Source organism: Ihuprevotella massiliensis (assembly GCA_900095835.1).
Lineage (GTDB): Bacteria > Bacteroidota > Bacteroidia > Bacteroidales > Bacteroidaceae > Alloprevotella > Alloprevotella massiliensis.
In genome coordinates this window covers 1,839,441-1,863,055 of sequence record LT608321.1, presented here as the reverse complement: position 1 = coordinate 1,863,055, position 23,615 = coordinate 1,839,441, and the positions used below count along the sequence as shown (strand labels likewise).

General features: G+C 49.2%; 14 protein-coding genes. 9 read left to right on the top strand and 5 right to left on the bottom strand.

The features are described 5' to 3' along the window. Positions 1–117: 117 nt before the first annotated feature. The 3 genes from BQ2633_RS07595 to BQ2633_RS07585 all read left to right on the top strand — a co-directional run bounded on the left by BQ2633_RS07595 (position 118) and on the right by BQ2633_RS07585 (position 3,695). The gene (locus BQ2633_RS07595; RefSeq protein WP_075566193.1) at positions 118–810 is read left to right on the top strand and encodes a succinate dehydrogenase/fumarate reductase cytochrome b subunit; all 693 of its coding nucleotides are present in this window, start codon (positions 118–120) and stop codon (positions 808–810) included. Between the two features lie 52 nt (positions 811–862). Next, positions 863–2,809 (top strand): fumarate reductase/succinate dehydrogenase flavoprotein subunit, encoded by a 1,947-nt coding sequence (locus BQ2633_RS07590; RefSeq protein WP_075566191.1) that lies wholly within the window; start codon positions 863–865, stop codon positions 2,807–2,809. A 127-nt stretch (positions 2,810–2,936) separates the two neighbouring features. Then, positions 2,937–3,695: a succinate dehydrogenase/fumarate reductase iron-sulfur subunit gene (locus tag BQ2633_RS07585; RefSeq protein WP_044062923.1), complete on the top strand. Its 759-nt coding sequence runs from the start codon at positions 2,937–2,939 to the stop codon at positions 3,693–3,695. Positions 3,696–3,991: 296 nt separating this feature from the next. Here BQ2633_RS07585 and ccsA read toward each other — a convergent pair whose 3' ends face one another. The 5 genes from ccsA to BQ2633_RS07560 all read right to left on the bottom strand — a co-directional run bounded on the left by ccsA (position 3,992) and on the right by BQ2633_RS07560 (position 10,293). Next, entirely contained in the window at positions 3,992–4,780 is a 789-nt protein-coding gene (gene ccsA / locus BQ2633_RS07580; protein WP_075566189.1) for a cytochrome c biogenesis protein CcsA, read from the bottom strand. 208 nt (positions 4,781–4,988) lie between these two features. Continuing rightward, positions 4,989–6,218 (bottom strand): cytochrome c biogenesis ResB family protein, encoded by a 1,230-nt coding sequence (locus tag BQ2633_RS07575; protein ID WP_075567293.1) that lies wholly within the window; start codon positions 6,216–6,218, stop codon positions 4,989–4,991. 249 nt (positions 6,219–6,467) lie between these two features. Further along, entirely contained in the window at positions 6,468–7,931 is a 1,464-nt protein-coding gene (gene nrfA / locus BQ2633_RS07570) for an ammonia-forming cytochrome c nitrite reductase (protein WP_075566187.1), read from the bottom strand. A gap of 64 nt (positions 7,932–7,995) precedes the next feature. Beyond that, positions 7,996–8,580 carry a cytochrome c nitrite reductase small subunit gene (gene nrfH / locus BQ2633_RS07565; RefSeq protein WP_075566185.1) on the bottom strand — a complete coding sequence of 195 codons (585 nt, stop codon included), beginning with the start codon at positions 8,578–8,580 and terminating at the stop codon, positions 7,996–7,998. A 624-nt stretch (positions 8,581–9,204) separates the two neighbouring features. Beyond that, positions 9,205–10,293 (bottom strand): SGNH/GDSL hydrolase family protein, encoded by a 1,089-nt coding sequence (locus BQ2633_RS07560; RefSeq protein WP_075566183.1) that lies wholly within the window; start codon positions 10,291–10,293, stop codon positions 9,205–9,207. A 181-nt stretch (positions 10,294–10,474) separates the two neighbouring features. On the opposite strand from BQ2633_RS07560, the gene BQ2633_RS07555 reads away from it, so the two are divergent. From BQ2633_RS07555 to BQ2633_RS07525, 6 genes are all read left to right on the top strand, one after another. Further along, positions 10,475–13,411, top strand: a complete 2,937-nt coding sequence (locus tag BQ2633_RS07555) for a bifunctional fucokinase/fucose-1-phosphate guanylyltransferase (protein ID WP_487042773.1) — start codon at positions 10,475–10,477, stop codon at positions 13,409–13,411. A 356-nt stretch (positions 13,412–13,767) separates the two neighbouring features. Beyond that, positions 13,768–14,121 carry a ribosome silencing factor gene (gene rsfS, locus BQ2633_RS07550; protein ID WP_075566181.1) on the top strand — a complete coding sequence of 118 codons (354 nt, stop codon included), beginning with the start codon at positions 13,768–13,770 and terminating at the stop codon, positions 14,119–14,121. 145 nt (positions 14,122–14,266) lie between these two features. Then, on the top strand, positions 14,267–16,345 hold the full coding sequence (gene ftsH, locus BQ2633_RS07545) for an ATP-dependent zinc metalloprotease FtsH (protein ID WP_075566179.1): 2,079 nt from the start codon (positions 14,267–14,269) through the stop codon (positions 16,343–16,345). Continuing rightward, complete coding sequence (locus BQ2633_RS07540; protein WP_075566176.1) at positions 16,342–17,196, top strand: phosphatidate cytidylyltransferase; 855 nt, start codon at positions 16,342–16,344, stop codon at positions 17,194–17,196. The genes ftsH and BQ2633_RS07540 overlap by 4 nt, the downstream gene beginning before the upstream one ends. Before the next feature lie 480 nt (positions 17,197–17,676). Continuing rightward, the gene (locus tag BQ2633_RS07530) at positions 17,677–18,861 is read left to right on the top strand and encodes an AAA family ATPase (protein ID WP_075566173.1); all 1,185 of its coding nucleotides are present in this window, start codon (positions 17,677–17,679) and stop codon (positions 18,859–18,861) included. A gap of 1,427 nt (positions 18,862–20,288) precedes the next feature. Continuing rightward, positions 20,289–23,600, top strand: coding sequence for a SusC/RagA family TonB-linked outer membrane protein (locus BQ2633_RS07525; protein WP_075566171.1), 3,312 nt, complete (start codon positions 20,289–20,291; stop codon positions 23,598–23,600). The last annotated feature ends 15 nt before the right edge of the window (positions 23,601–23,615 follow it).

Genomic DNA, 23,615 nt, shown 5'->3' with positions numbered 1-23,615 from the left:
CGCATGCTGGATAGTGCCATTTCTCGCAAGGGAAATGGTGGCTTTTTGGTGTGTTACAGTCCGTTCCTCACTCGCAATAATAACAATTCATCAACAATTTAATTTCTTCAAAAACTTATGTGGTTAACTACTTCATCTATCGGAAGAAAGGTGCTCATGTCGGTCACTGGACTCGCCCTGATTCTCTTTCTCACCTTCCACGGATGCATGAATGTGGTGGCACTCTTCTCAGCTGAGGGCTACAACATGATTTGCGAAATGCTCGGTGCACACTGGTATGCCGTAGCAGCAACCGCAGGATTAGGTGTATTGATGCTCATCCACTTCGTCTATGCTTTCATCTTGACAGCACAAAACCGCAACGCTCGCGGTAACAGCCGTTATGCAGTCGTAGACCGTCCCGAAAAGGTGGAATGGGCTTCTCAAAACATGCTTGTCATCGGTATTGTTGTTCTCCTCGGTATCGCCCTTCACCTCTACAACTTCTGGGCTAAAATGATGTTCGTGGAGTTGGCACACGTTGGTAACGAATGGTTGGCGGCTGACGGCTACCACTGGATTCAATACACCTTTAGCAATCCTGTTTACTCCGTGCTTTATCTTGTATGGCTCTTCGCCATCTGGTTCCACCTCACTCACGGTATGTGGAGTGCTATGCACACTCTTGGTGCTAGCGGCAAGACTTGGTTGCCCCGCATCAAGTGCATCAGCTACATTTACTCTACTATCATTATGCTTATGTTTGCTGCTGTCGTTGTGAAGTTTGCTCTTGCAGCTATCCTCAATGGCACCACGCACTTCGGTTGCTAATCTGCCGTAAGCTTTTTCTCCCCATTTATCTCAAAATTCAAGCATTTCTCAAATGGCTATTTTGAATTCTCGCATCCCCGAAGGCCCCGTCGCCGAGAAGTGGACCAACTATAAAGCTCACCAGAAGTTGGTGAACCCCAAGAATAAACGTAAGCTCGATGTCATCGTGGTAGGTACTGGACTTGCAGGTGCAAGTGCCGCTGCTTCCCTCGGTGAAATGGGCTTCAAAGTGAAGAACTTCTGCATCCAAGACTCTCCTCGTCGCGCACACTCCATCGCTGCACAAGGTGGTATCAACGCTGCAAAGAACTACCAAAACGACGGTGACTCTGTATATCGTCTTTTCTACGACACCGTAAAGGGTGGTGACTATCGTGCTCGCGAAGCTAACGTGTATCGTTTGGCTGAAGTGAGCAACGCTATCATCGACCAATGCGTGGCGCAAGGTGTACCTTTCGCTCGCGAATACGGCGGTATGCTCGCTAACCGTTCTTTCGGTGGTGCTCAGGTGAGCCGTACTTTCTACGCTAAGGGTCAAACGGGTCAGCAGCTCCTCCTTGGTGCTTACTCTTCGCTCATGTGCCAAGTGCACGCTGGCACTGTGCAACTCTATACTCGCTATGAGATGCTCGACCTCGTGATCATCGATGGTCGCGCCCGCGGTATCATCGCTCGCAATCTCGTGACTGGTGAAATCGAACGCTACGCTGCACACGCTGTGGTGATTGGTACAGGTGGTTATGGTAACACTTACTTCCTCTCTACCAACGCTATGGGCTGCAACGCATCGGCTGCCATCGCTTGCTACCGCAAGGGTGCTGTCTTTGCTAACCCTGCTTACGTGCAGATTCACCCCACTTGTATCCCCGTGCACGGTGACAAGCAGTCTAAGCTCACGCTGATGTCTGAATCACTCCGTAACGATGGTCGTATCTGGGTGCCCAAGAAGCTAGAAGACGCTAAGGCTTGTCAAGAAGGTCGCCTCCAAGGCAAGGACATCCCCGAAGAAGATCGCGACTACTATCTCGAACGTCGCTACCCTGCCTTCGGTAACCTCGTGCCTCGTGACGTGGCTTCTCGTGCCGCTAAGGAACGTTGCGACAAGGGCTTCGGTGTGAACAACACGGGTCTTGCCGTTTATCTCGACTTCTCTCAAGCAATCAAGGACTTCGGCCGTAAGGAAATCGAAGCTCGCTATGGTAACCTCTTCGACATGTACGAAGAAATCACTGACGAGTCTCCTTACGAAACTCCAATGCAAATCTTCCCCGCTATCCACTACACCATGGGTGGTATCTGGGTGGACTACGAACTCATGACCACTATCAATGGTCTCTTCGCCATCGGTGAGTGTAACTTCTCTGACCACGGTGCAAACCGACTCGGTGCTTCTGCACTCATGCAAGGTTTGGCTGACGGTTACTTCGTGCTTCCTTACACGATTCAAAACTACCTCGCTGACCAAATCACCGTTCCCCGCTTCTCTACCGACCTCCCCGAATTTGAGGCTGCGGAAAAGCACGTGCGTGAACGCATCGATCGCCTCTTCGCTATCGGTGGTAAGCGCAGTGTAGACAGCATCCACAAGGAACTCGGTCACATCATGTGGGAATACGTGGGTATGGGTCGCACCAAGGAAGGTCTCATCAAGGGTCTTGGTCTCCTCAAGGAGCTCCGCAAGACTTTCTACCAAGAACTCCGCATCCCTGGCTCGAAGGAAGGCGTGAACGTGGAACTCGAGAAGGCACTTCGCCTCGAAGACTTCATCCTCATGGGTGAACTCATGGCAAACGATGCCCTCCACCGTGAGGAATCTTGCGGTGGTCACTTCCGCGAAGAGCACCAAACTGAAGAAGGCGAAGCTAAGCGCGACGACGAAAATTTCTTCTACGTGGGCTGCTGGGAATACCAAGGCAGCGACGACGTGGCTCCCGTGCTCTCTAAAGAGCCTCTCGAATACGAAATCATTAAGGTGCAAACTCGTAACTACAAGGCGTAATCTCACAAAACGCAATCGCATATTCGGCATGTCTAGGTCATGAGCCATGAGCTCACCTAGACATCGACCGAAAACGATGCGCAGATTGCACACTAAGATTTCCCCAACTCCCAAACAAGACATAGTCATGGCTAAGAATATTTCTTTCACCGTAAAATACTGGAAGCAGAATGGTCCGAAGGACGCTGGTCACTTTGAACAGCGCGAGATGAAGAACATCCCCGATGACACTTCCTTCCTCGAAATGCTCGATATCCTCAACGAGGAACTCATCAACGATGGTCAAGAGCCCTTCGTCTTCGACCACGACTGCCGCGAAGGTATCTGCGGTATGTGCTCACTCTACATCAATGGTACTCCCCACGGCAAGACGGCTACTGGTGCTACTACCTGCCAACTCTACATGCGTCGCTTCAACGATGGTGACGTGATCACCGTAGAACCTTGGCGTTCGGCTGCCTTCCCCGTGATTAAGGACTGCATGGTAGACCGTACTGCTTTCGACCAAATCCAAGCTGCTGGTGGTTACACTACTATCCGCACTGGTCAAGCTCAAGATGCTAACGCTATCCTCATTCCAAAGCCCGATGCTGACGAATCTATGGACTGCGCTTCTTGCATCGGTTGTGGTGCTTGCGTGGCAGCCTGCAAGAATGGTTCTGCAATGCTCTTCGTGGCTTCTAAGGTGTCTCAACTCGCTCTCCTTCCCCAAGGTCGCGTAGAAGGTGCTAAGCGTGCGAAGATGATGGTAGCGAAGATGGACGAACTCGGCTTCGGTAACTGCACCAACACGCGTGCTTGCGAAGCTGTTTGCCCCAAGAACGAAAGCATCGCTAACATCGCTCGCCTCAACCGCGAATTCATCGCTGCAAAGTTCAAGGACTAATCGATTGAGTGAATCACTCACAGCAAAAGAAAAACCGCCCACGACTGATGTCGTGGGCGGTTTATTTTGCGGAATAATACCGCACGAGAGAGACTCTACGATTCAACCCAAATCGGTCATTAACTGCTACGAATGCTCTATAGATTGCGCCACTCTATAGGTTGTCTCGCATCGCAACGGCAAAACGAAACATTCATACAAACAAAACATCCCCACCTATTGCGCAATAGGTGGGAATGTTTCGGTGAACAGATAAATTGTTTCTCATAATGCCTCATACAAATGAGGATTAGGGATTAGCCCATGCTATAGGTGTGGACGCTTGCTCCTTGTGCAGAAGGCAAATAGTTGATGCCCCACCAACACATCTGCAGCAGCACGAAAGAAACAATCAATCCCCAAAGTGCCGCACGACGATAACGATCTGCGCGCAAACGCACATGGATATACGCCAAATAAGCAAACCAGGTGGCAGCTGCCCAAGTTTCTTTCGGGTCCCAAGCCCAGTAATGTCCCCAAGCCTCTTTCGCCCAGAGTGCACCAAACAAGATGCCGACTGTCATAAATGCCCAACCTACATGAACTAGGTTGTCGCAAATGTCGAGTTCATGTTCAGTTATTTCGCTCTTTTTGAACCACAACAAGTAGGCTGCCATCAATGCCGCTGCACCGAGCATGGCATAAGCAAACATATAAACAATAACGTGCGGAGCAAACCATGGACTTTGCAGCGCAGGCATCAGCGTTTTGTTGTGTATCTCGGGATTTACCAAGTTGATGGTGGTGAACACCCCAGCCAACAACGTGCTGAAAGCGAGTATCCATGGATAGCGCCAACGAGAATAAATAATCAAGCCTGCTGTGGGAAGAAAGAAGGCATACCACAAACGCGTTTCGCCCATGGTGCGGAGGGGAGGACGCTCAAGCGAGAACCACATGCCGAGAATGAAAGCGAAATAGACGAGAAGTCCCGCAACGGTAAACAAATAGGTGGGAATGGGACGCTTCTTCCAAGCTGTCCACGCACCACCCAACCATAACAACAAGGCGGGAAGTGCAAAATATATAAAGGAATTCCAAGTCATAACAAGAGAATTTTGAGAAAAGAGCTACCCAACGCTGGATACAAACGCGCTAGAAATACATTTGATAGAAACATATTTGCGACAAACGCTCTAGAAACACTTTTGACACAAACAATCTAGATAAACATATTTGCGACAAACGTTCTAGCTAGTAGCATTGTTGGGGAGCCAGATACTGATATGCGCCGCACGCTATACCCCAAAGGGTTTAGCGGCGCTTTTGTGCTACGATGAAGATGAGTATTGCACCAGCCAAGAGCAAATAAACACCTACATATACGGCTGGCAGCCACGGATCTTTCACGAGTTCAAACGTGCTCGATTCGCTCCATCTACCCATTGATTCATCATAACTCAGTTGATAAATCATCCAATCGTCCACTTTCACAGGCTTATTCACCTCCACCGTAGCCACAATGTGTTCTTGCGACTTCGTGAAAACCTCAATTTGAGAAGCATAGCGTTCGGGTTCGCGGCGCGCCATCACCAAACTCAACTGATTGTTGAGTTTAAGTTCTTGGAAGGGGAACATATAACTACCGCAAGTCACCCAACCCACAATGGGTTTTCCCACTTCTTTATCGCCATTCATCGGTTGAGCTTCCACCAAAAGCGCAGTCACCGCTCCCGAAGAGCCCCAACCCACATATTTTATCGTGTCTTTTGTCACCACAGGAGCAGAAAGTGGCAGATTTTCGCGCACTCTGATGCGCCAATGCATCAAGCGTCCCTCTTTGAAATGCTTGTCAATCAACACGACTTCAGGATTCTTCTCTGGAATCGTCTTACCCGTTTTGTTGTTCACCAACAAGAGTTTAGGAGGATATTCATCGATGGTAAATTTCTTAAGTTGAATAGCCAGCGGAAGTTCCACAAACCCCTGTTCGTGTGTAGCGCGCCATTCGGGCATATCGGTAGTAGCCTTGAGTTTCACGCGCTCCATGTCGGCACTTCCCAATGTTGCCGACACGATGGCGATAAACAACCCAACGTGACAAAGCATAGATGGCAGTTCGCGCCAGCGAAAATGAGAAACTTGACGCAAGACTATCAATCCCACAATCGCTGCCAGCGTGAGATAGATGAGCACAAACGGCCAAAACGACAACATTTGTGTCAAACCTATGGGGTCTACAGCGCGCTCGTGCGCAGGCACTTGACGCGTCAGTCCCATTACCACCGTGAGGGCAGCAGCATAAAGCAAAATGGGCACAGCAGCTTCCACTCTGTGGAAAAACCCAAAGAAGCGCACTTTGTGGCGCAACACATAGACCAAACCAAGGCTGCAAAGAAACAGAAAGAGAAAAATGCCGTTGAGGGGAAAAGCAAAATCCGACCAATGAATCGGACCAACGCTAAATTGCAGGGCTAATCCCACCACAATAAGTCCGGCACCGAAGGCAAAGCCTTCTTTCATTTTCCAGAATTTATTGAACATAAGGAGCAAGAGAAAATAATCGTAGAAAATAGTTGTAGTAAAACCCAATCGGTCTTTGGGATAAATCATCTCTGTGCACAAAACCAACCTCTCCATTCATCATGGACACAGCCACGGCGGCACAGCAAAGCAGAGAAATGTTGAGAGTAAGCGCGGCGGCAGACGAAGAGGTCTGTCGCCGCGACATAAAGAGAGGTCTAATCGACTCAAACCGATAGCACGGAATTAGAGTTCAATGAGTTTGCCTTTTTATTTTGCTGATTGCACCCATTTAGGCACAACAGTGTTGAGGAATTTGGCTTTGTCTGCTTGGAGTTTTTTGCCGTCCAGTCCGATATAAGCCCACGCCTTTTCCTTGCTTGAGATGTCGGGCATGGGCACATCACCCACAAATCCATGCTTCGCCAACACCTTAGCCACAGCAAGACGAGCTTCTTGTGCATAGCCAAGACTTTGTGCCAAAATGCGTGTCACTTCTTGAGGAGCGTGGAAAGAAGCACCATGACTCGCCACTGCAAAGTCCCAACGCCATTGGCTCTTGCGGATGGCTTGGAGCGCAGCCTTCATCTCAGCTTCTGTGGCACCCTTGTCCCAAGCATATTTAGCTTCGATGTGCGCCTTTGCCAATTCTTTCTCTACACGATTGCGGACATCGTTGGCCATGCGCTGACGCTCATAGACGTTTTGACGCAATGTTTCAGCATCTTCGCGATGACAAGTTTGGCAAGTCTTGTCGATTTTTGCCAAAGGACTCACAATTTGGTGATCGGTGTATTTCACACCGCCTTCGCTCACATAAGGCATGTGGCAGTCTGCACACGACACACCGCGCTGTCCGTGGATGCCCATGCGCCAAAGTTCATAGTCAGGGTGTTGCGCTTTGAGGATGGGAGCACGAGAGAGTTTGTGGGTGTAGTCGGAATAGTTCATTTCGTCATAATACTTCTCCATATCTTCCACAGTCCAGCCCTTATCTTGAGGGAAAGTGAGATATTTGCCATCACCCTTGAAGTAGTATTCTGTGTGACACTGAGCGCACACCAACGAACGCATGTCTTGGTGCGACTGCTCGCTCACGTTCTGACCGCGACGTGCCCACGCTTCGTAGAGTGCAGGACGTGCAGGCTTCAACTTCATGGTGCGTGCATCGTGACAGTCGGAGCAACCAATGGTGTTAACAATTTCGTCACCCCATTTGCTCCAAGGAGCTTTGTAGAATTCAGCAATGCCCTTTTCGCGCATGATGCGAGGCACGTCGGGACCCTTACAAGTCCAGCAAGTACCAGGTTGCACATCGCTATTGCCGTTCACACCAGGTGCACCCGTGCGAAGGATTTCGCGCATATCTTCTATAGCATGTTTGTGACCACGAGGAGTGTTATATTCCATAGCGAAAGAATAACCAGCCCAAAGCACCACCATTTCGGGGCGTTGTGCAAGCACATCCACGCGCTGCGAACTATTGAACTCCCCTTTATAAGAAGTGTCGGCTGTCATTGCCCACGTTTGATATTCACGGGGGAAGTCTTCAGCAAACTTCTCGTTGGGAGAAACAATAGAATCTTCAAATATGTTTTTGCGATTGTTGTAAATGCTCACCACCTCAGCGCGACGCTCGAGGAGAGAGGAAACGATGAGCCCGAGAACGAAGACTGCAACCATAGAGCCTCCAAATAAGAGCCATCCTTGCCAGCGTTTCAATTGTTGTGCCATGATCTTGTATGTCTTTTTTATGTTTGTGTTATCCAGTTTGTTGTGTCCTTTTGCACCTTCATGCCTATTTCAGCATACCCTGTAACCAGTCGGGTACGGGAGATTTGGGAAGGGGCACTTCAGCTTCTGGAGTGGAAGAAAGCGAATTCATTTTGCCGTGTGCCACATCGCGATGACAGTCCCAGCAGGCTTTCCCTTCACCACATTTCGCATCCATATAAGTTATGCGTCCTGTGTTCACCAGCTCTGTGTTCAATGTGGTGTGACAACGCACACAGTTTTCCATAATCACCTCAGCACTCTCATCTATGGCTTGGATGGCTTGTCGCTCTTGGCGAGTCACAAATTTGTAAACGTGATTCATACCATCCTTCCCTTTGAAGAAATACTTTCGGAACACGTTGTCGTGCGGCACGTGGCAATCATTGCACGTAGTGTTTCGGGCGTGTGCTCCGTGCATCCACGTTGCGTAGTAGGGAGTCATAATGTGACAGTTCACACAAGCCGAAGGATCATTCCCCAAATAGGTGTGAAATCTGAGCAGATACAGGAAAAGTCCTCCTAACCCTACAAAAATTCCACCCACAAGCAGTAGAACTATCTTTTGACGATATCCCAAACGCGGCAGTCGTCGTAGCAATCTGTTCATGATGTTTTGATGTCTATGATTGTTTGTGTATGCTGTAAATATAAACAACTTTTCTCTAATCCCGCAAGTTTTTCTCCTCATTTTTGAGGATAACCTGCATAAAAAATATTTATTTATCGCATCAGACACATTAAAAACAAACAAAATCCCTACATATCAATTAGTTGCAAAAGAACACCTTTCACAAAAGACTTCAACGATTCTTCGCCTATCCTCTACATTATTTCTTCTCAACAACAAGAAATTCACTAAAAATTCACTAGATTTCATCCTACTATTTTCTAAAAGTCTGCTGCATAATAGCTCCCTTCATAGACTACGTCCTATCACTCCACATTTCCACCTTACTAAGTTACCTCACCAGAGAAAGTCTCTGCGCCATCTTTTAGGTAATTGCTGGATAATGCTAATAGACAGTTCCTCATTACCACACAAAACAGCTGCCACCACAGAGTAGTATCTATGTGGTGGCAGCTGCTCTTGATATTTAGATTACGATTAACCTACTAGAAAGCAATACATGTTGCCTAGGAAAGTGTATCGTTGATCAGTGTCTGATTCGTGAAACAAGAAGTATAACCTATGTAAATCTCCAACTTGCGCAAAATGCAATAGAAGTCACAGCTATTTAGTCTTCCGATCCATAATATCCTTGATTTTTCTACTCATGGCAGTGGCATATTGCATCATACCAAAGTCAGAGGGATGCACATAGTCTACCCAAGAGTCTGGATGTAGATTAAGTTCTGCTTGCGAGAGATAAAATAAGTTTTTGACGCCTTCTTTTTGAAGTTGCGCATAAGCCTGCTGCTGCGCCCGGTTACAGCGTGCACTCTTTTCACCTTCTGCTTGATAAGTCAAGACATTGCTATTGCCAGCATGTTCCACGATAAGAATGGGAACATTGGTCTTACGGAGGCGATAAACCGTCTCTTTCAAACGCTTGATAATCTCACCACGGTCGATGGCTCCCATGTTGGGCATACAATCGAGAATTACCAGCGAAGGACGTTGCTCGCAGATAAAGTTCACGACTTCAGACTCCAATTTTCCATTGCCCGAGAAACCAAGGTTGATCAAAGGATGATTGAGCGTTCGATGCACAATGTTTGCCCACGCCATACCCGGACGAGAGGCGCAAGCCCCTTGAGCAATGGAAGTGCCATAGAGCACGATGGCATTTTCTTTGACAGCAGGGACAAAAGAAAAGCTACTCTTTGCAGGTACACCGACTTCTAAGTGTGAAACCTCGTTATAGAGCGGCAAAAACAACTCATATTCAACTTCCTTCTTACCCTTGACACCTTTGTCCACCTTGTAATGATAGCGGATGGTATCCCCAAAAGAATAGTTGCCAAAGCAGAAGCTCTGGTCGTCGCGTCGATACAAGTCTACCCCCGAAACGCCCGTTGATGGCATGTGCGGCATATTTAGCGGCTGCGTCACGGTGTATTTCACACTTATCTCGGGAGCATCCGTCTTGAATCTGATGGACAGACCGGCGGACTGACAAGCCAGTTGCCACACCTTATCTCGCACCTTTCCTTCTGCTCTATTCGGAAGGCGGTGATAGTTGCCCCCATCTTCATTCCATCCTTGATTTTGGAGGTAAGAAGGCGACGTGGAAGCTAAAGGATTACGCCAAACTGTTTGAGCAAAACTCATAGTAACCGTGACCAAAGACACGAAGATTATCGACAAGATTTTATTCATGATACGTTAGTTATTACCTCTTGCAGATTTCTGCTACTCTGACACTTCCAGAGTAGTGACACTTCTGCAAACTTAAACGAAATAATTTAGGTGACCAAATGATGGATATATTTTTCACTAGCCGACAGAGGGTTTCTCTCTGCTCATACAATCTAGAAATTATCTACCATGCTACACCACAATGGTTGGCAAACACTGCTGTAATTTCCGCAAGAATGTTTGCCCCACCGCAGAGAAAGATGTATCTTTGTGGCAAACAAAAAAAACATTGAAGAAGCTCCTATCTTTACCACCCAATGTGGTGGCACAATTTCATAACGTAAGCGGACGTTCCGCTGAAGAATACTTCTGTACCTCCGACCCTGTCGACCAAAAACTCGGCAGCGGCGGAGGCACTACTTGGTTGCTCGAAGCTGCGCATCAAGCGGAAGCCACTAAAGAAATGGATTTTTCCACTTGGCTCGGACAAGAAAAGCGCATTCTCCTCCATGCAGGAGGACAAAGTCGTCGCCTACCTGCCTATGCCTCGTGTGGCAAGGTGATGCTCCCTATCCCCGTGTTTCGATGGGCTCGTGGACAACGCATCGACCAAACGTTGCTCGACCTGCAGTTGCCCCTCTACGAACGCATCATGGAGGCGGCACCCGATTCGCTCCACACCTTAGTGGCGAGCGGTGACGTCTACACCCGTGCCACCCAACCGCTGCAAGACATTCCCGAAGCCGACGTGGTGTGCTATGGATTGTGGGTAGAACCCACGCAAGCCACGCATCATGGTGTCTTCATGATGCCGCAGACCAATCCCACGCATTTGGATTTCATGCTCCAGAAACCTAGTTTGGATCAACTCAATGCGCTTTCTGCCACCCACTTCGCCTTGATGGACATCGGCATCTGGCTTTTGTCAGACCGCGCTGTGGAATTGCTCCGCAAGCGTTCGGTAGATGCGCAGGGACAACGCGTCAACTACGATCTTTATGGTCAGATGGGTTGCGCTCTCGGTTTGCATCCTTCACAAGCAGATGCGGAGTTGGCGCAACTCTCCGTAGCTATTCTCCCCCTCCCCGGTGGAGAGTTCTACCACTTTGGCACCACCCCCGAACTCATCGCTTCAACGACAGCTTTACAGAATGTGGTGAAAGACCAGCGCCTCATCCTACAGCGCGAAATCAAACGCCACCCTTCCATCTTCACCCAAAACGCCAGAGTGGAATACCACTTCGACAAATTGCAAGAAAACATTTGGGTGGAAAATGCTCACCTTCCCACTTCTTGGCAACTAGAGCGCGACCACGTCATCACGGGAGTCCCCGAAAACAGTTGGTCACTTCATTTAACTGCTGGACAATGTGTAGACCTCGTTGCGGTAGGTGAGCGCGGATGGGCGATTCGACCCTATGGTTTTGAAGACGCCTTCCGAGGTGCGATTGGACAAGAAACGACACACTATTTCGGTCGCCCCATGCCCGAATGGCTGGCTGCGCACGGAGTCACCGCACAAGACCTCGGAGGAGCAGAAATCGACCTACAAGCAGCACAACTCTTCCCCGTTTGTGAAGATTTTGCTCAAGTAGCAGAGCTTCTCACGTGGATGTTGGCAGAACATCCTGCCCAAGATTTAGCAGAAACATTCCGCACCCTCCCTCGTCTCTCAGCCGATGACATTGCCGCTCGCGCCGATTTGTCACGACAAGAGACACAGCGCTGTGCTTTTCGCCAAGAAAATCTAGCACTCCTAGCGTTGCACCACGACCATAGTGTGTTCTATCAAGTCGATCTCGGCGACATGGCACAAAAGTTTGTCCAAAGCGAACTCACTCTTCCGCCAGCCCTTCCCGAAGATACCCCCTTGATGCCGCAAATCCGTGATGCAATGTTCCGCTCACGCTATCTCGATTTGCGTGGACAAGACGGCAATGCACAAGAGCAACGCGCCTTCCATCTCCTCAGCGAAGGCCTCACTGCTTCGGCACTTCAACACCGCCAGTTACCCCAACTCGCCGTGCACCACGACCAAATCGTATGGGCACGCAGCGCGGTGCGCATCGACGTAGCCGGAGGCTGGACAGACACACCACCCTTTTGCCTCAATTCAGGAGGCAACGTGGTGAATCTTGCCATTGAGCTCAATGGGCAGCCCCCTTTGCAGGTATATGTAAAGCCCTGCTCCGACTTGAAAATTGTGTGCCGCAGCATTGACCTCGGAGCCATGGAGGAAATCACTACCTACGAGGAACTCTCAGCTTTCAACAAGGTGGGATCGCCTTTCTCCATCCCCAAAGCCGCTCTTGCGCTATGCGGATTCCTCCCTCGATTTGCCCAAGAGCGTCACGCCACCTTGAGAGAGGCGTTGGCAGCCTTTGGTTGTGGCATCGAAATCACCCTTCTCGCAGCCATTCCTGCCGGTTCGGGACTTGGAACAAGCAGCATACTTGCCGCCACCGTGCTGGGAGCACTCAGCGACTTCTGTCATCTCGGTTGGGACAAGACCACTGTGTGCAATCGCACATTGATACTCGAACAACTCCTCACCACAGGTGGGGGGTGGCAAGACCAGTTTGGCGGTGTGTTGCATGGAGTGAAACTCCTGCAAACTCAGTCTGGTTTCGACCAAACTCCCATCGCGCGCTGGTTGCCCGACACGCTCTTCACCGCGCCCGAACATCGTGCTTGCCATTTGCTCTACTACACCGGACTCACCCGAACGGCGAAACACATCCTCACCGAGATTGTGCGCGGCATGTTCCTCAATAGCGCCGAACACCTGCTCATCCTCAATGAAATGAAACAACATGCCCTCGACATGTTCGATGTCATCCAGCAAGGCAATTTAGCGGAATATGGCGCCCTAGTAGCGAAAACTTGGAGTCAAAACAAACGTCTTGATGCGGGTACCGAACCACCTGCAGTGGCAGCCCTCTGCCAGCAAGTGACCGACCTTTGCAGCGGCTATAAACTCCCGGGAGCAGGCGGTGGTGGCTATTTATATATGGTAGCTAAAGATCCCGATGCAGCCATCCGCATCAAGCAGTTGCTCACCGAGCACCCCTCCGCACCCTCTGCACGCTTTGTCGACATGACCCTCTCCAACCAAGGCTTGCAAATCAGCCGAAGTTAAGGAGTTGCGCATCCTCCCTGCGCCCTCTTGTAGCTACTGTCATCCCTGCAGCTTTGCGACTTTCTTCGTCGTAGAGTTGCAAAGTAGTAGTGCGTTGGCATTGTGACGCAATACCATGCGACAACAGACCTTCGGCCGCAACAAAATCACAGAGTGCCACCTCATCTGCCTTTGAGGATGCACTAACCCCCAGAAAATTAGCACATTTCCCACGCTTATTTTCTAAACATTCCCTAAATTATAACCTATTTGTGGCAAGTCTCTAGCATTTAGCACGCTTTTTGCTCCGTTCCTAACGCAACGAGTAAGCCTAGCTACTCCCCCTAGATTTGTCACTTAACATCAAACCTCAGAATATGACTAAAGATCTCATCGACATCATCATCGAAGCTATCCAAGATAAAAAAGGTCGCAACATCGTTGTGGCTGATTTGTCCTCTATCATCACCGCATCTACCGACGCTTTCGTGATTTGTACTGCCAACTCTCCTGCACAGATGGAGAGCATCGTAGACAACATCGAAAACATGGCACGCACCAAACTTGGTGAACGTCCTGGTGGTGTAGCCGGTCGTGCTGGTGCACAATGGGTGGCCATGGACTTTGGCAACGTAATGGTACACGTATTCCTCCCCGAAGTGCGCGAATTCTACGATCTCGAGCACCTTTGGAGCGATGCTGCGCTCACCGAAATCGCAGATCTTGACTAGTTTTACTAGCTTACTCTGTTTTATACAATGAAGACTCCGCACGTTTGTTTGCCACACATACACACGGTCTGTTTGCCATATAATAAAATAGCGCAACAAGACAGAGAGTCTCACTAGCACAAAAACGATTTAGCACTTTCAGCTTATGTCGCAACTAAATCCCCAACAACCGCAGAAGCCCAAAATGCCGCGATTCAATCTCAACTGGCTCTATTTCATCATCATTGCAGCCTTGGGAATCATCCTCTGGCAAGGCAATTCGCACCCAGGAAGTGCCACCAAAGAGGTGAGCTATTCAGACATCAAAACCTACATTGCCAAAGGATACACCAACAAGGTAGTGGTCGACAAGACGGATGGTGTGGTGGAAATCACCATCCTCCCCGAAAAGGCACGCGAAGTCTTTGGACAAAGTGTGCAACAGCTCGGTAAGTCGCCCTCCGTAAGTTCGCAATATCCTTCCACAGACAAGGTAGAAGACTACCTCAACTCGGTCAACTTCAAGGGAAAAATCACGTATGAGCAAAACGATTCTTTCTTCCTCAAAATTCTCTCTAGCTTCCTCCCCCTCCTCATCCTCATTGGTTTTTGGTGGTTCATACTTCGCGGTGCTGGAGGAGGTAGAGGCGGTGGCATCTTCTCCGTCGGCAAGAGCAAAGCCAAAGAATATAACAAAGACAATGCCGTACAAGTACTCTTCAAAGACGTAGCCGGACAAGAAGGTGCCAAACAAGAAGTACAAGAGATTGTAGACTTCTTGAAAAATCCTGCCAAATACACCGAACTCGGTGGTAAAATCCCCAAGGGTGCCCTTCTCGTGGGCCCTCCCGGAACAGGTAAGACGCTGTTGGCAAAAGCCGTAGCAGGAGAAGCTGGTGTTCCCTTCTTCTCTATGAGCGGTTCTGACTTCGTGGAGATGTTTGTGGGCGTTGGTGCAAGCCGCGTGCGCGACCTCTTTAAGAAAGCAAAGGAAAAAGCACCTTCCATCGTGTTCATCGACGAAATTGACGCCGTAGGACGCGCCCGTTCCAAGGGCGCAAGCTTTGGCGGAAACGACGAACGCGAAAATACCCTCAACCAACTCCTCACCGAGATGGACGGTTTTGGCACCAATTCTGGAGTCATCATCCTTGCTGCCACCAACCGCGTCGATGTGTTGGATAAGGCACTCCTGCGCGCAGGACGTTTCGACCGTCAAATCCACGTTGACCTCCCCGACTTGACCGAGCGTATTGCCATTTTTCATGTGCATCTTGCGCCCCTCAAGCTCCAACCCGGTCTTGACATCGAACTATTGGCGCGTCAAACCCCAGGTTTCTCTGGTGCCGACATTGCCAACGTCTGCAACGAAGCTGCCCTCATCGCAGCACGCCACGACCGCGAATCGGTGACCAAACAAGACTTCCTCGACGCAGTAGACCGCATCATTGGTGGTCTTGAAAAGCGCACCAAGGTGATGACACAAGAAGAAAAGCGCGCCATCGCCATTCACGAAGCAGGCCATGCTTCTGTATCGTGGCTCATCGAGCACGCCAATCCGCTCATCAAAGTTACCATTGTGCCTCGCGGACAGTCGCTTGGCGCTGCATGGTATCTCCCCGAAGAACGCAGCATCACCACCAAAGAACAGATGCTCGACGAAATCTGCGCCACCCTTGCCGGTCGTGCAGCCGAAGAAGTGTTCCTCGGACGCATCTCCAGCGGAGCACTCAACGACCTCGAACGCGTCACCCAACGTGCTTACGGCATGATTGCCTATCTTGGCATGGGCGAAGGCCTCCCTAACCTCTCCTACTATTCCAATCAGGAGCAGTTTACGAAGCCTTACTCCGAAGAGACCGCACGCCGCATTGACCACGAAGTGCAACAGCTCATCAACGTACAATACGAACGCGCTAAACAACTCCTCCGTGAAAATGCTGCGAAGCACAACGAACTCGCCGATTTGCTCTGCGAACACGAAGTGATTTTTGCAGCCGACGTGGAAAACATCTTTGGACCTCGTCCTTGGAAGAGCCGCGCCGATGTGATTCTCGAAGAGAGCCCTGAAGAAGCAGCCAAACTAGCTGTACTTACTTCCAGCGAAAAGGACACTGACGAAGAAAAGGTGGCAGACACCCCTCCAACACCTGCATCAACCGATGTCCCTGTGCACCCTTCCGATACAGAAGAGGCTTCTGAATCATTGCCCTACCAAGCTCCCACTACTCAAGAACAACAATGAAAAGTTTAGTCACTCGCACCATCACAGCCGTGTTTTTTGTTGCCGCCTTAGTAGGCTGCATGATTTGGAGCGAACTCTCCTTCACATTCTTCTTTGCTCTCGTAGCAGGTATGGGAGTTTGGGAGTTCTCCACCAACGTCAATCGTCATGCAGGAGCCTCTGTCAATGCTTTCATCAGCACAGCGGGAGCCATAGCTTTAGTGTTTGCTGTGAGCCAATGCAGTTCACGCACGCCCAACTATGCCTCTTTCCTCCCCTTCGTGGGCACACTACTCTATCTCCTCATCAGCGAACTCTATCGACGTGAGAGCAATCCTTTGAAAAACTGGGGCTTCGCCTTTGCAGCTCAACTGTATATTGCGCTCCCCCTCTCTATGCTCTCTTTCCTTGCCTATCGCTACAATGCAGAGTTGCAAGACGTGCGCTACGACTGGTTTCTCCCCCTCTCCATTTTCTTCTTCCTATGGGGCAGTGACAGTGGTGCCTACCTCGTAGGTTCGGCTTTGAGTCGATATTTCCCTGCCAAACTCTTCCCTCGCATTTCTCCAGGAAAATCATGGGTCGGCAGCATTGGTGGTGGAGTGCTCACCCTCGTGGTTGCAGCCGTGTTATGGCATTTCCGTCCAGAATTGCTCAACCTTCCCCAATGGCTAGGTCTTGGTCTGGTGGTATGCATGTTCGGCACATGGGGAGATTTGGTGGAAAGCCTCTTCAAACGCCAGCTTGGCATCAAAGACAGTGGACAACTCCTTCCTGGTCACGGAGGCATCCTCGATCGCTTCGACTCAGCATTACTAGCGATTCCAGCCGCAGTAATCTATCTCTCATTCATGGCGCCCCTATTGCAATAAGACTTTTCCTCACATTTGACTTTCAATCTCATAGCGACACCGCGCAACTCCTGCGTTGGTGTCGCTTTGTTGTGCTACATCGAGCTTTTCGTAACAAATCGATACTTCTAGCCCTCTCCCTAACTCCTCATAAGCTGACCCTATCACTCGTAATATAACAGACAGACAGAATTGTTATTTTTCCTCAATTTCCTAATCAGCGTAAATAAATGAGCTAAAGTTTGCACGCTAACTTTGATTTTCTGTTCCCGAATTAAGACAAAACAACGTTCACACCCGATGATACTATCAACTAAATCGAGCAGCGAAAAAGTGATAATCACCAAGAAAATAGCAAATAATCTCATTTTTTGATACATACAGTTTGCAGTTTCAAGGAAATATAGTAACTTTGCAATTAAGATGATAAGTAGGTAAATAATTTTCTCGCCCAAAATCATCATCAACATTTCTCGATACAACAATCACAGCCCGAGAACTATGGAGACTTTCTTTCAATCACACGCTTATCTCGTAGAGCACACCAATTCGCCTATACGAAGAGGTCTGATGGACACCATTGACTGGAGCTATCGCCTCATCGGCATTCGTGGGCCCCGTGGCGTAGGTCGCACACAATTCTTGCTCACCTATGCTAAGGAGAACTTTGACCCTCGTTTGCGTCAATGCCTCTACGCCAACATGAACTCTTTCTACTTCCAAGGTAGAAAGTTGGTGGATTTTGCTGCCGAGTTCATCAAACTCGGCGGACAAGTGCTATTGATTGACCAAGCCTTCAAACTCCCCAATTGGCGCGAGCAGATCATCGAATGCTACAATCGCTTCCCTTATCTGCGCATCGTCTACTCCACCACTTCTGTGCGCGGAGGCGACAACGACCACACTGAGCTCAACACCCTTGCACAGCAGTATTGGCTGCATGGTTTCTCCTTCCGCGAGTTCATCAATTTGCGCACAGGTGAGAACTTCCGCGCCTATACCCTCAAGGAACTCCTCGAAGACCATAAGTCTATCCTCAAGAGTATCTTGCCGAAGGTGCGTCCTTGGGAATACTTCCAACAATATCTTCACCACGGCTACTATCCTTTCTTCCTCGAAAGTAGTAACTTCACAGAGCAACTTCTCCGTGCGATGAACACGATGATCGAAATCGACATCCTCTTCATCAAACAAATCGAGCTCAAATATCTCGAGCGCATCAAGAAATTGCTCTATCTCCTTGCTGTGAGCGACACCACGGCTCCCAACGTGAGCCGTCTTGCCGAAGAAATCGGTACTTCGCGCGCCACGGTGATGAACTATTTGAAGTATCTCGAAGAAGCCCGTTTGGTCAACCTCATCTACAAAGAAGACGAGAGTTTCCCCAAGAAGCCTGCCTCCGTGCTCCTCCACAATCCCAACTTGCTCTATTCCATCTACTCTCCACAGATTTCGGAGCAAACCATCATGGAGACTTTCTTTGCTAACTCCTTGTGGCGTCATCACACAGTCAACAAAGGAAAGCGCGACAGCATCTACCGTATCAACCACAACACGGACATTCAAGTGTGCGACCGCAGCAAGCGCGTAAAAAGCGACCCCAACATCGTTTTGGCACGCTACAACACCGAAGTGGGACGCGGTGACAACGAAATTCCACTCTGGCTTTTCGGCTTCCTCTACTAATCTCAAGCCCCAAGTGCTCATGAGGCGCAGGTTATGCCCTGCAGCTCATCTCCCTTATTTCCCTACACTCACAACGTATACTCTCCTCCATGGGCAGTGCGCTGCGAGTGTAGGGCTTTTTTGTACCTCCTCCCATCCTCCCTCACCCCCACTGAGGAAGCAATCAGAGACTAGATGAAACAATAGCACTTCATTCCACCCTACCACAACCACAAGCTATGCCAACACACACCTTGACTTGCAAGGCTACCTCATCTATATAGGGATAGATGAGAGGCAAAAGTGAGAAAAAATCGCAAGAAAGTGACATTTTTCGCAGAAGAACCACCCATTTTAGCATATCCACATTGCAAATATACAGTATTACAAGCTTCATCTTGCACCGCGCGCCCAACTCCGATACGCTAATCTGCTTTGCCACATGAGAGGAAAAACTACGAAATGTTGATGTCCCTCACATCGTCTTGGAAAACATCGTCAAAATCTCCGCTCCTCGCGCGTAGGCGCGCGCGCACCCTACAGCAATTTTGCACTTTTTGCTTTCACAACCTTCACACACACGCAGATCGATTGCCCATTTACTCATTTATTTTCAAAGATTTATGGGATAAAACATCGGAGATTTTTCGAAAAAAGTCCAACGTTTTTGGACAAACGTTGGAGATTCTCTCAAAAACGTCGGAGTTTTTCCCAAACACAGCGCGAAAGCGCACTCTCTAGTGCGTAAATAGTCATTTAAGGGCAATTAGCAGTACAAAGTGCAAATGGCAACTTTCAATCCTATTTTCCACGTTTTTCTTCCCATTTTGGGCACATCGCAGCAAAAATGCAAATAGACTTTAAACGGAATAGTCTCAAATCACTTATTCACAGGGGGCTAAAAGGGAAAATGTGAAGGTTGTGAAAGCAAAAAGTATAATTTTACACGGCGCGTGCACGCGCGTACGCGCGAGAAGGCACAATTATAGACTTGTTAACACAGCTCAAACAAGTGATTTTTCCCTCCGAGCATAATAACCGTCCAAATTCAAGTTCTGGACGACGGAGATAAACAAAGTCATGTCCGACAATCGTCCACATAAAATGAAAAAAGCAAAAAAGACTGTCACAAAGCTGCATTAAAATTCAAACTTTTCTCCGAAGAACAGGAAAAGTAGACAGAAAAAACTGCAATCACTCACCCACGATATTGCAAAGCGCAAAGTGCAACCTAGAGAAACAAATTATAAAACGCTGATTCTATTGGGTAAACCAACATCTTTTACTACCTCTAAGTCAAGAAAACTCGAAACAAAGTGGTAACTTTGGCTGCAATACATTTTATATTTATTCAAACGGCACATTGAGAGACACCATTTCCCTCCAAGTTGTTAAAAGCACGGAGGAGTAACTCACTGCGCCAAATTCGTTATTTACCCACATTTTCTATGAAGAAAAGGCTCACATTGATGCTCTTCGGTCTGTTCCTTTGCATAGGGGCTGTGCTTGCACAAACACCCGTTTCGGGTGTTGTCATCGCAGCATCAGACAACCAACCCCTCTTTGGCGCGCGTGTCTCAGCCGATGGCGGACGCAGCTTCACTGCCACTGACGAAGACGGTAAGTTCTCGCTTACCATCAAGGGAAAAAATCTCAATGTCACCGTAAGCTATCTTGGCATGCAGTCGCAAACGCTCAAAGGCGCAACCGACATGAAAATCACCCTCAAAGACGCTCAGTCCTTGGGTGAAGTAGTGGTGACAGGTCTCACCAAGACCGACCGCCGAATGTTCACGGGTGCTGCAGACAAAGTGGACGCAGCGGCAGCCCGATTGAGCGGTGTGGCAGATGTGAGTCGCTCACTCGAAGGCCGCGCAGCTGGTGTTTCGGTGCAAAACGTGAGTGGTACTTTTGGTGCTGCCCCCAAAATCCGTGTGCGCGGTGCCACCTCCATCTTTGGTGCTTCTAAACCCCTCTGGGTGGTCGATGGCGTGATCATGGAAGATGTGGCGAATGTGGATGCCGACAACTTGGCTTCGGGTAACCCCGAAACCTTGATCAGCTCTGCCATCGCAGGCCTCAACGCCGATGACATCGAGAGTTTCCAAATCTTGAAAGACGGTAGCGCAACCTCCATCTATGGTGCACGCGCCATGTCGGGTGTCATTGTAGTGACCACCAAAAAGGGTAAGCAAGGACAATCGCACGTGAACTACACGGGCGAATTTACCACACGCCTCATCCCTTCTTATAGCAACTTCGACATTCTCAACTCACAAGACCAAATGAGCATCTATCGCGAGATTCACGACCGCGGTTGGCTCAACTTCTCCGAAGTGCTCAATGGTAGCGACTACGGAGTATATGGTCACATGTATGAGTTGATCAATACTTTCAACCCCAAGACCGGTCAATTTGCACTTGCCAACACGAAAGAAGCACGCGATGCTTATTTGCATCAGGCAGAAATTCGCAACACCAACTGGTTTAAGCACCTCTTCTCCAATGCCATCATGCAAAATCACTCTGTGAGCTTGAGCGGTGGTACGGAAAAGTCAAACTACTACGCCTCAATGAGTGCCATGCTCGATCCAGGTTGGTACAAACAAAGTGAGGTGAATCGCTACACAGCGAACTTTAACGTGTCACAACAGTTGCTCGAAAACCTTTCGTTCAACGTGATTGGTGGTGCTTCTTATCGTAAGCAACGCGCTCCTGGCACACTCGGTCAAGACGTTGACATGGTGGATGGTGAAGTGAAACGTGACTTCGACATCAACCCTTACTCTTATGCCCTCAACACCTCGCGCGTGCTCGATCCCCACACTTACTATGTGGCGAACTATGCGCCTTTCAATATCTTCAATGAATTGGACAACAACTACATCGACCTCAATGTGCTCGATGCAAAGTTCCAATTTGAACTGAAGTATAAGCCTATCAAGGGTCTCGAACTTGCTGCCCTCGGTGCGTTCAAATATGCAGCCACCTCTCAAGAGCACAAGATTACGGAGAACTCCAACCAGGCCTTGACCTATCGCGCGATGCCCAACTCCATCATCCGCAATAGCAACCGCTATCTCTATCGTGATCCTGACAATCCCTACGATCTTCCTATGACCGTATTGCCCATCGGTGGTGTTTATCACAAGAACGAAAACCGCATGAGCAACTACGACATCCGCACAACAGCTACTTACACACGCACTTTTGCTCAAAAACACACCGTCAATCTCTTTGGTGGTGCTGAATTGACCGACCTCCAACGCACCCGCAGCGGATTTGAAGGTTGGGGTATGCAATACAATTCTGGTGAAGTGCCCTTCTACATCTACCAATACCTGAAGAAAGGCATCGAAGACAGCAAGAGCTACTATTCTCTCCTCAACACCAACTGGCGTTCAGTGGCATTCTACACCAACATGAGCTACTCTTACCGTGGTCGCTACGTCTTCAACGGTACGTATCGCTATGAAGGTTCTAACCAAATGGGCCGCAACAGCAACGCACGCTGGATGTCTACTTGGAACCTTTCTGGTGCTTGGAACCTCCACGAAGAAGATTTCTTCTATCGCCTTCGTCCCCTCTCTCGCCTCACGCTCCGTGCGTCATACAGCTTGACGGGTACTCCTCCCGATCCTTCTTACAGCAGTTCTACCACCGTGTTCCGCGCTGGCAACCCCTTCCGCATTTATGGTGAAGACAGAGAACCCGTCATCGGCATTTCACAAGTGGGTAACGCCACTTTGACTTACGAAAAGAAGAACGAGTTTAACTTTGGTTTCGACGCTGGTCTGTGGCAAAACCGCATCGGCATCTCCTTCGACGTTTACACCCGTAACAACTTCGACGAAATGGGCATCATGGTGACCCAAGGTCTTGGCGGAGAAGTGGAACGCGCTGCCAACGTAGCCGAAATGCGCTCGAATGGTATGGAGCTCAGCATTTCTTCTACCAACATCAAAAAGAAGGATTTCTCTTGGACCACAAGCTTCGTTTATTCTTACACGAACACCGAAATCACCAAGCTCTTCAACAGTGGTAATGTGATTTCACTCGTGAGTGGTACTGGTTTCCCCAAGCGTGGCTATCCTGCTCGTGCACTCTTCAGCATCCCCTTCGTGGGCATCAACGACGAAGGTGTGCCCATGGTGATCAACGAAAAGGGACAAGTGACCACCGACGATATCAACTTCCAAGAGCGCACCAACACGGACTTCTTGAAGTATGAAGGTCCTACCGATCCTAAGTTCACCGGATCTTTGGGCAATATTTTCTCTTACAAGAATTTCCACCTCAACCTCTTCCTCACCTACTCTTTCGGCAATGTCGTGCGTCTCGATCCTAAGTTCCGTGCTCGCTACAACGACTTGGCGTCCATGACCCACACCTTCCTCAATCGTTGGGTGAAGACCGGTGACGAAAAGCAGACCAACGTGCCTGGTTTCTTGAGCTATCGCCAGTATACCACACACACCACGTTGCGCTATGCCTACAATGCTTACAACTACAGCACAGCTCGCATAGCAAAGGGCGATTTCGTACGTCTTAAAGAAGTGTCACTCACCTATGACCTCCCTGCACAACTGCTCAAGGGCAAAGCCGTGCGCAACATCTCGGTGAAACTCCAGGCTACCAATCTCTTCTTGCTCTATGCCGACAAGAAGCTCAACGGACAAGATCCTGAATTCTTCAATGCTGGTGGCGTATCTTCACCGCTCCCCAAGCAGTTCACCCTCACCCTCAAAGTTGGTCTCTAATTTCTACTTAGTAGA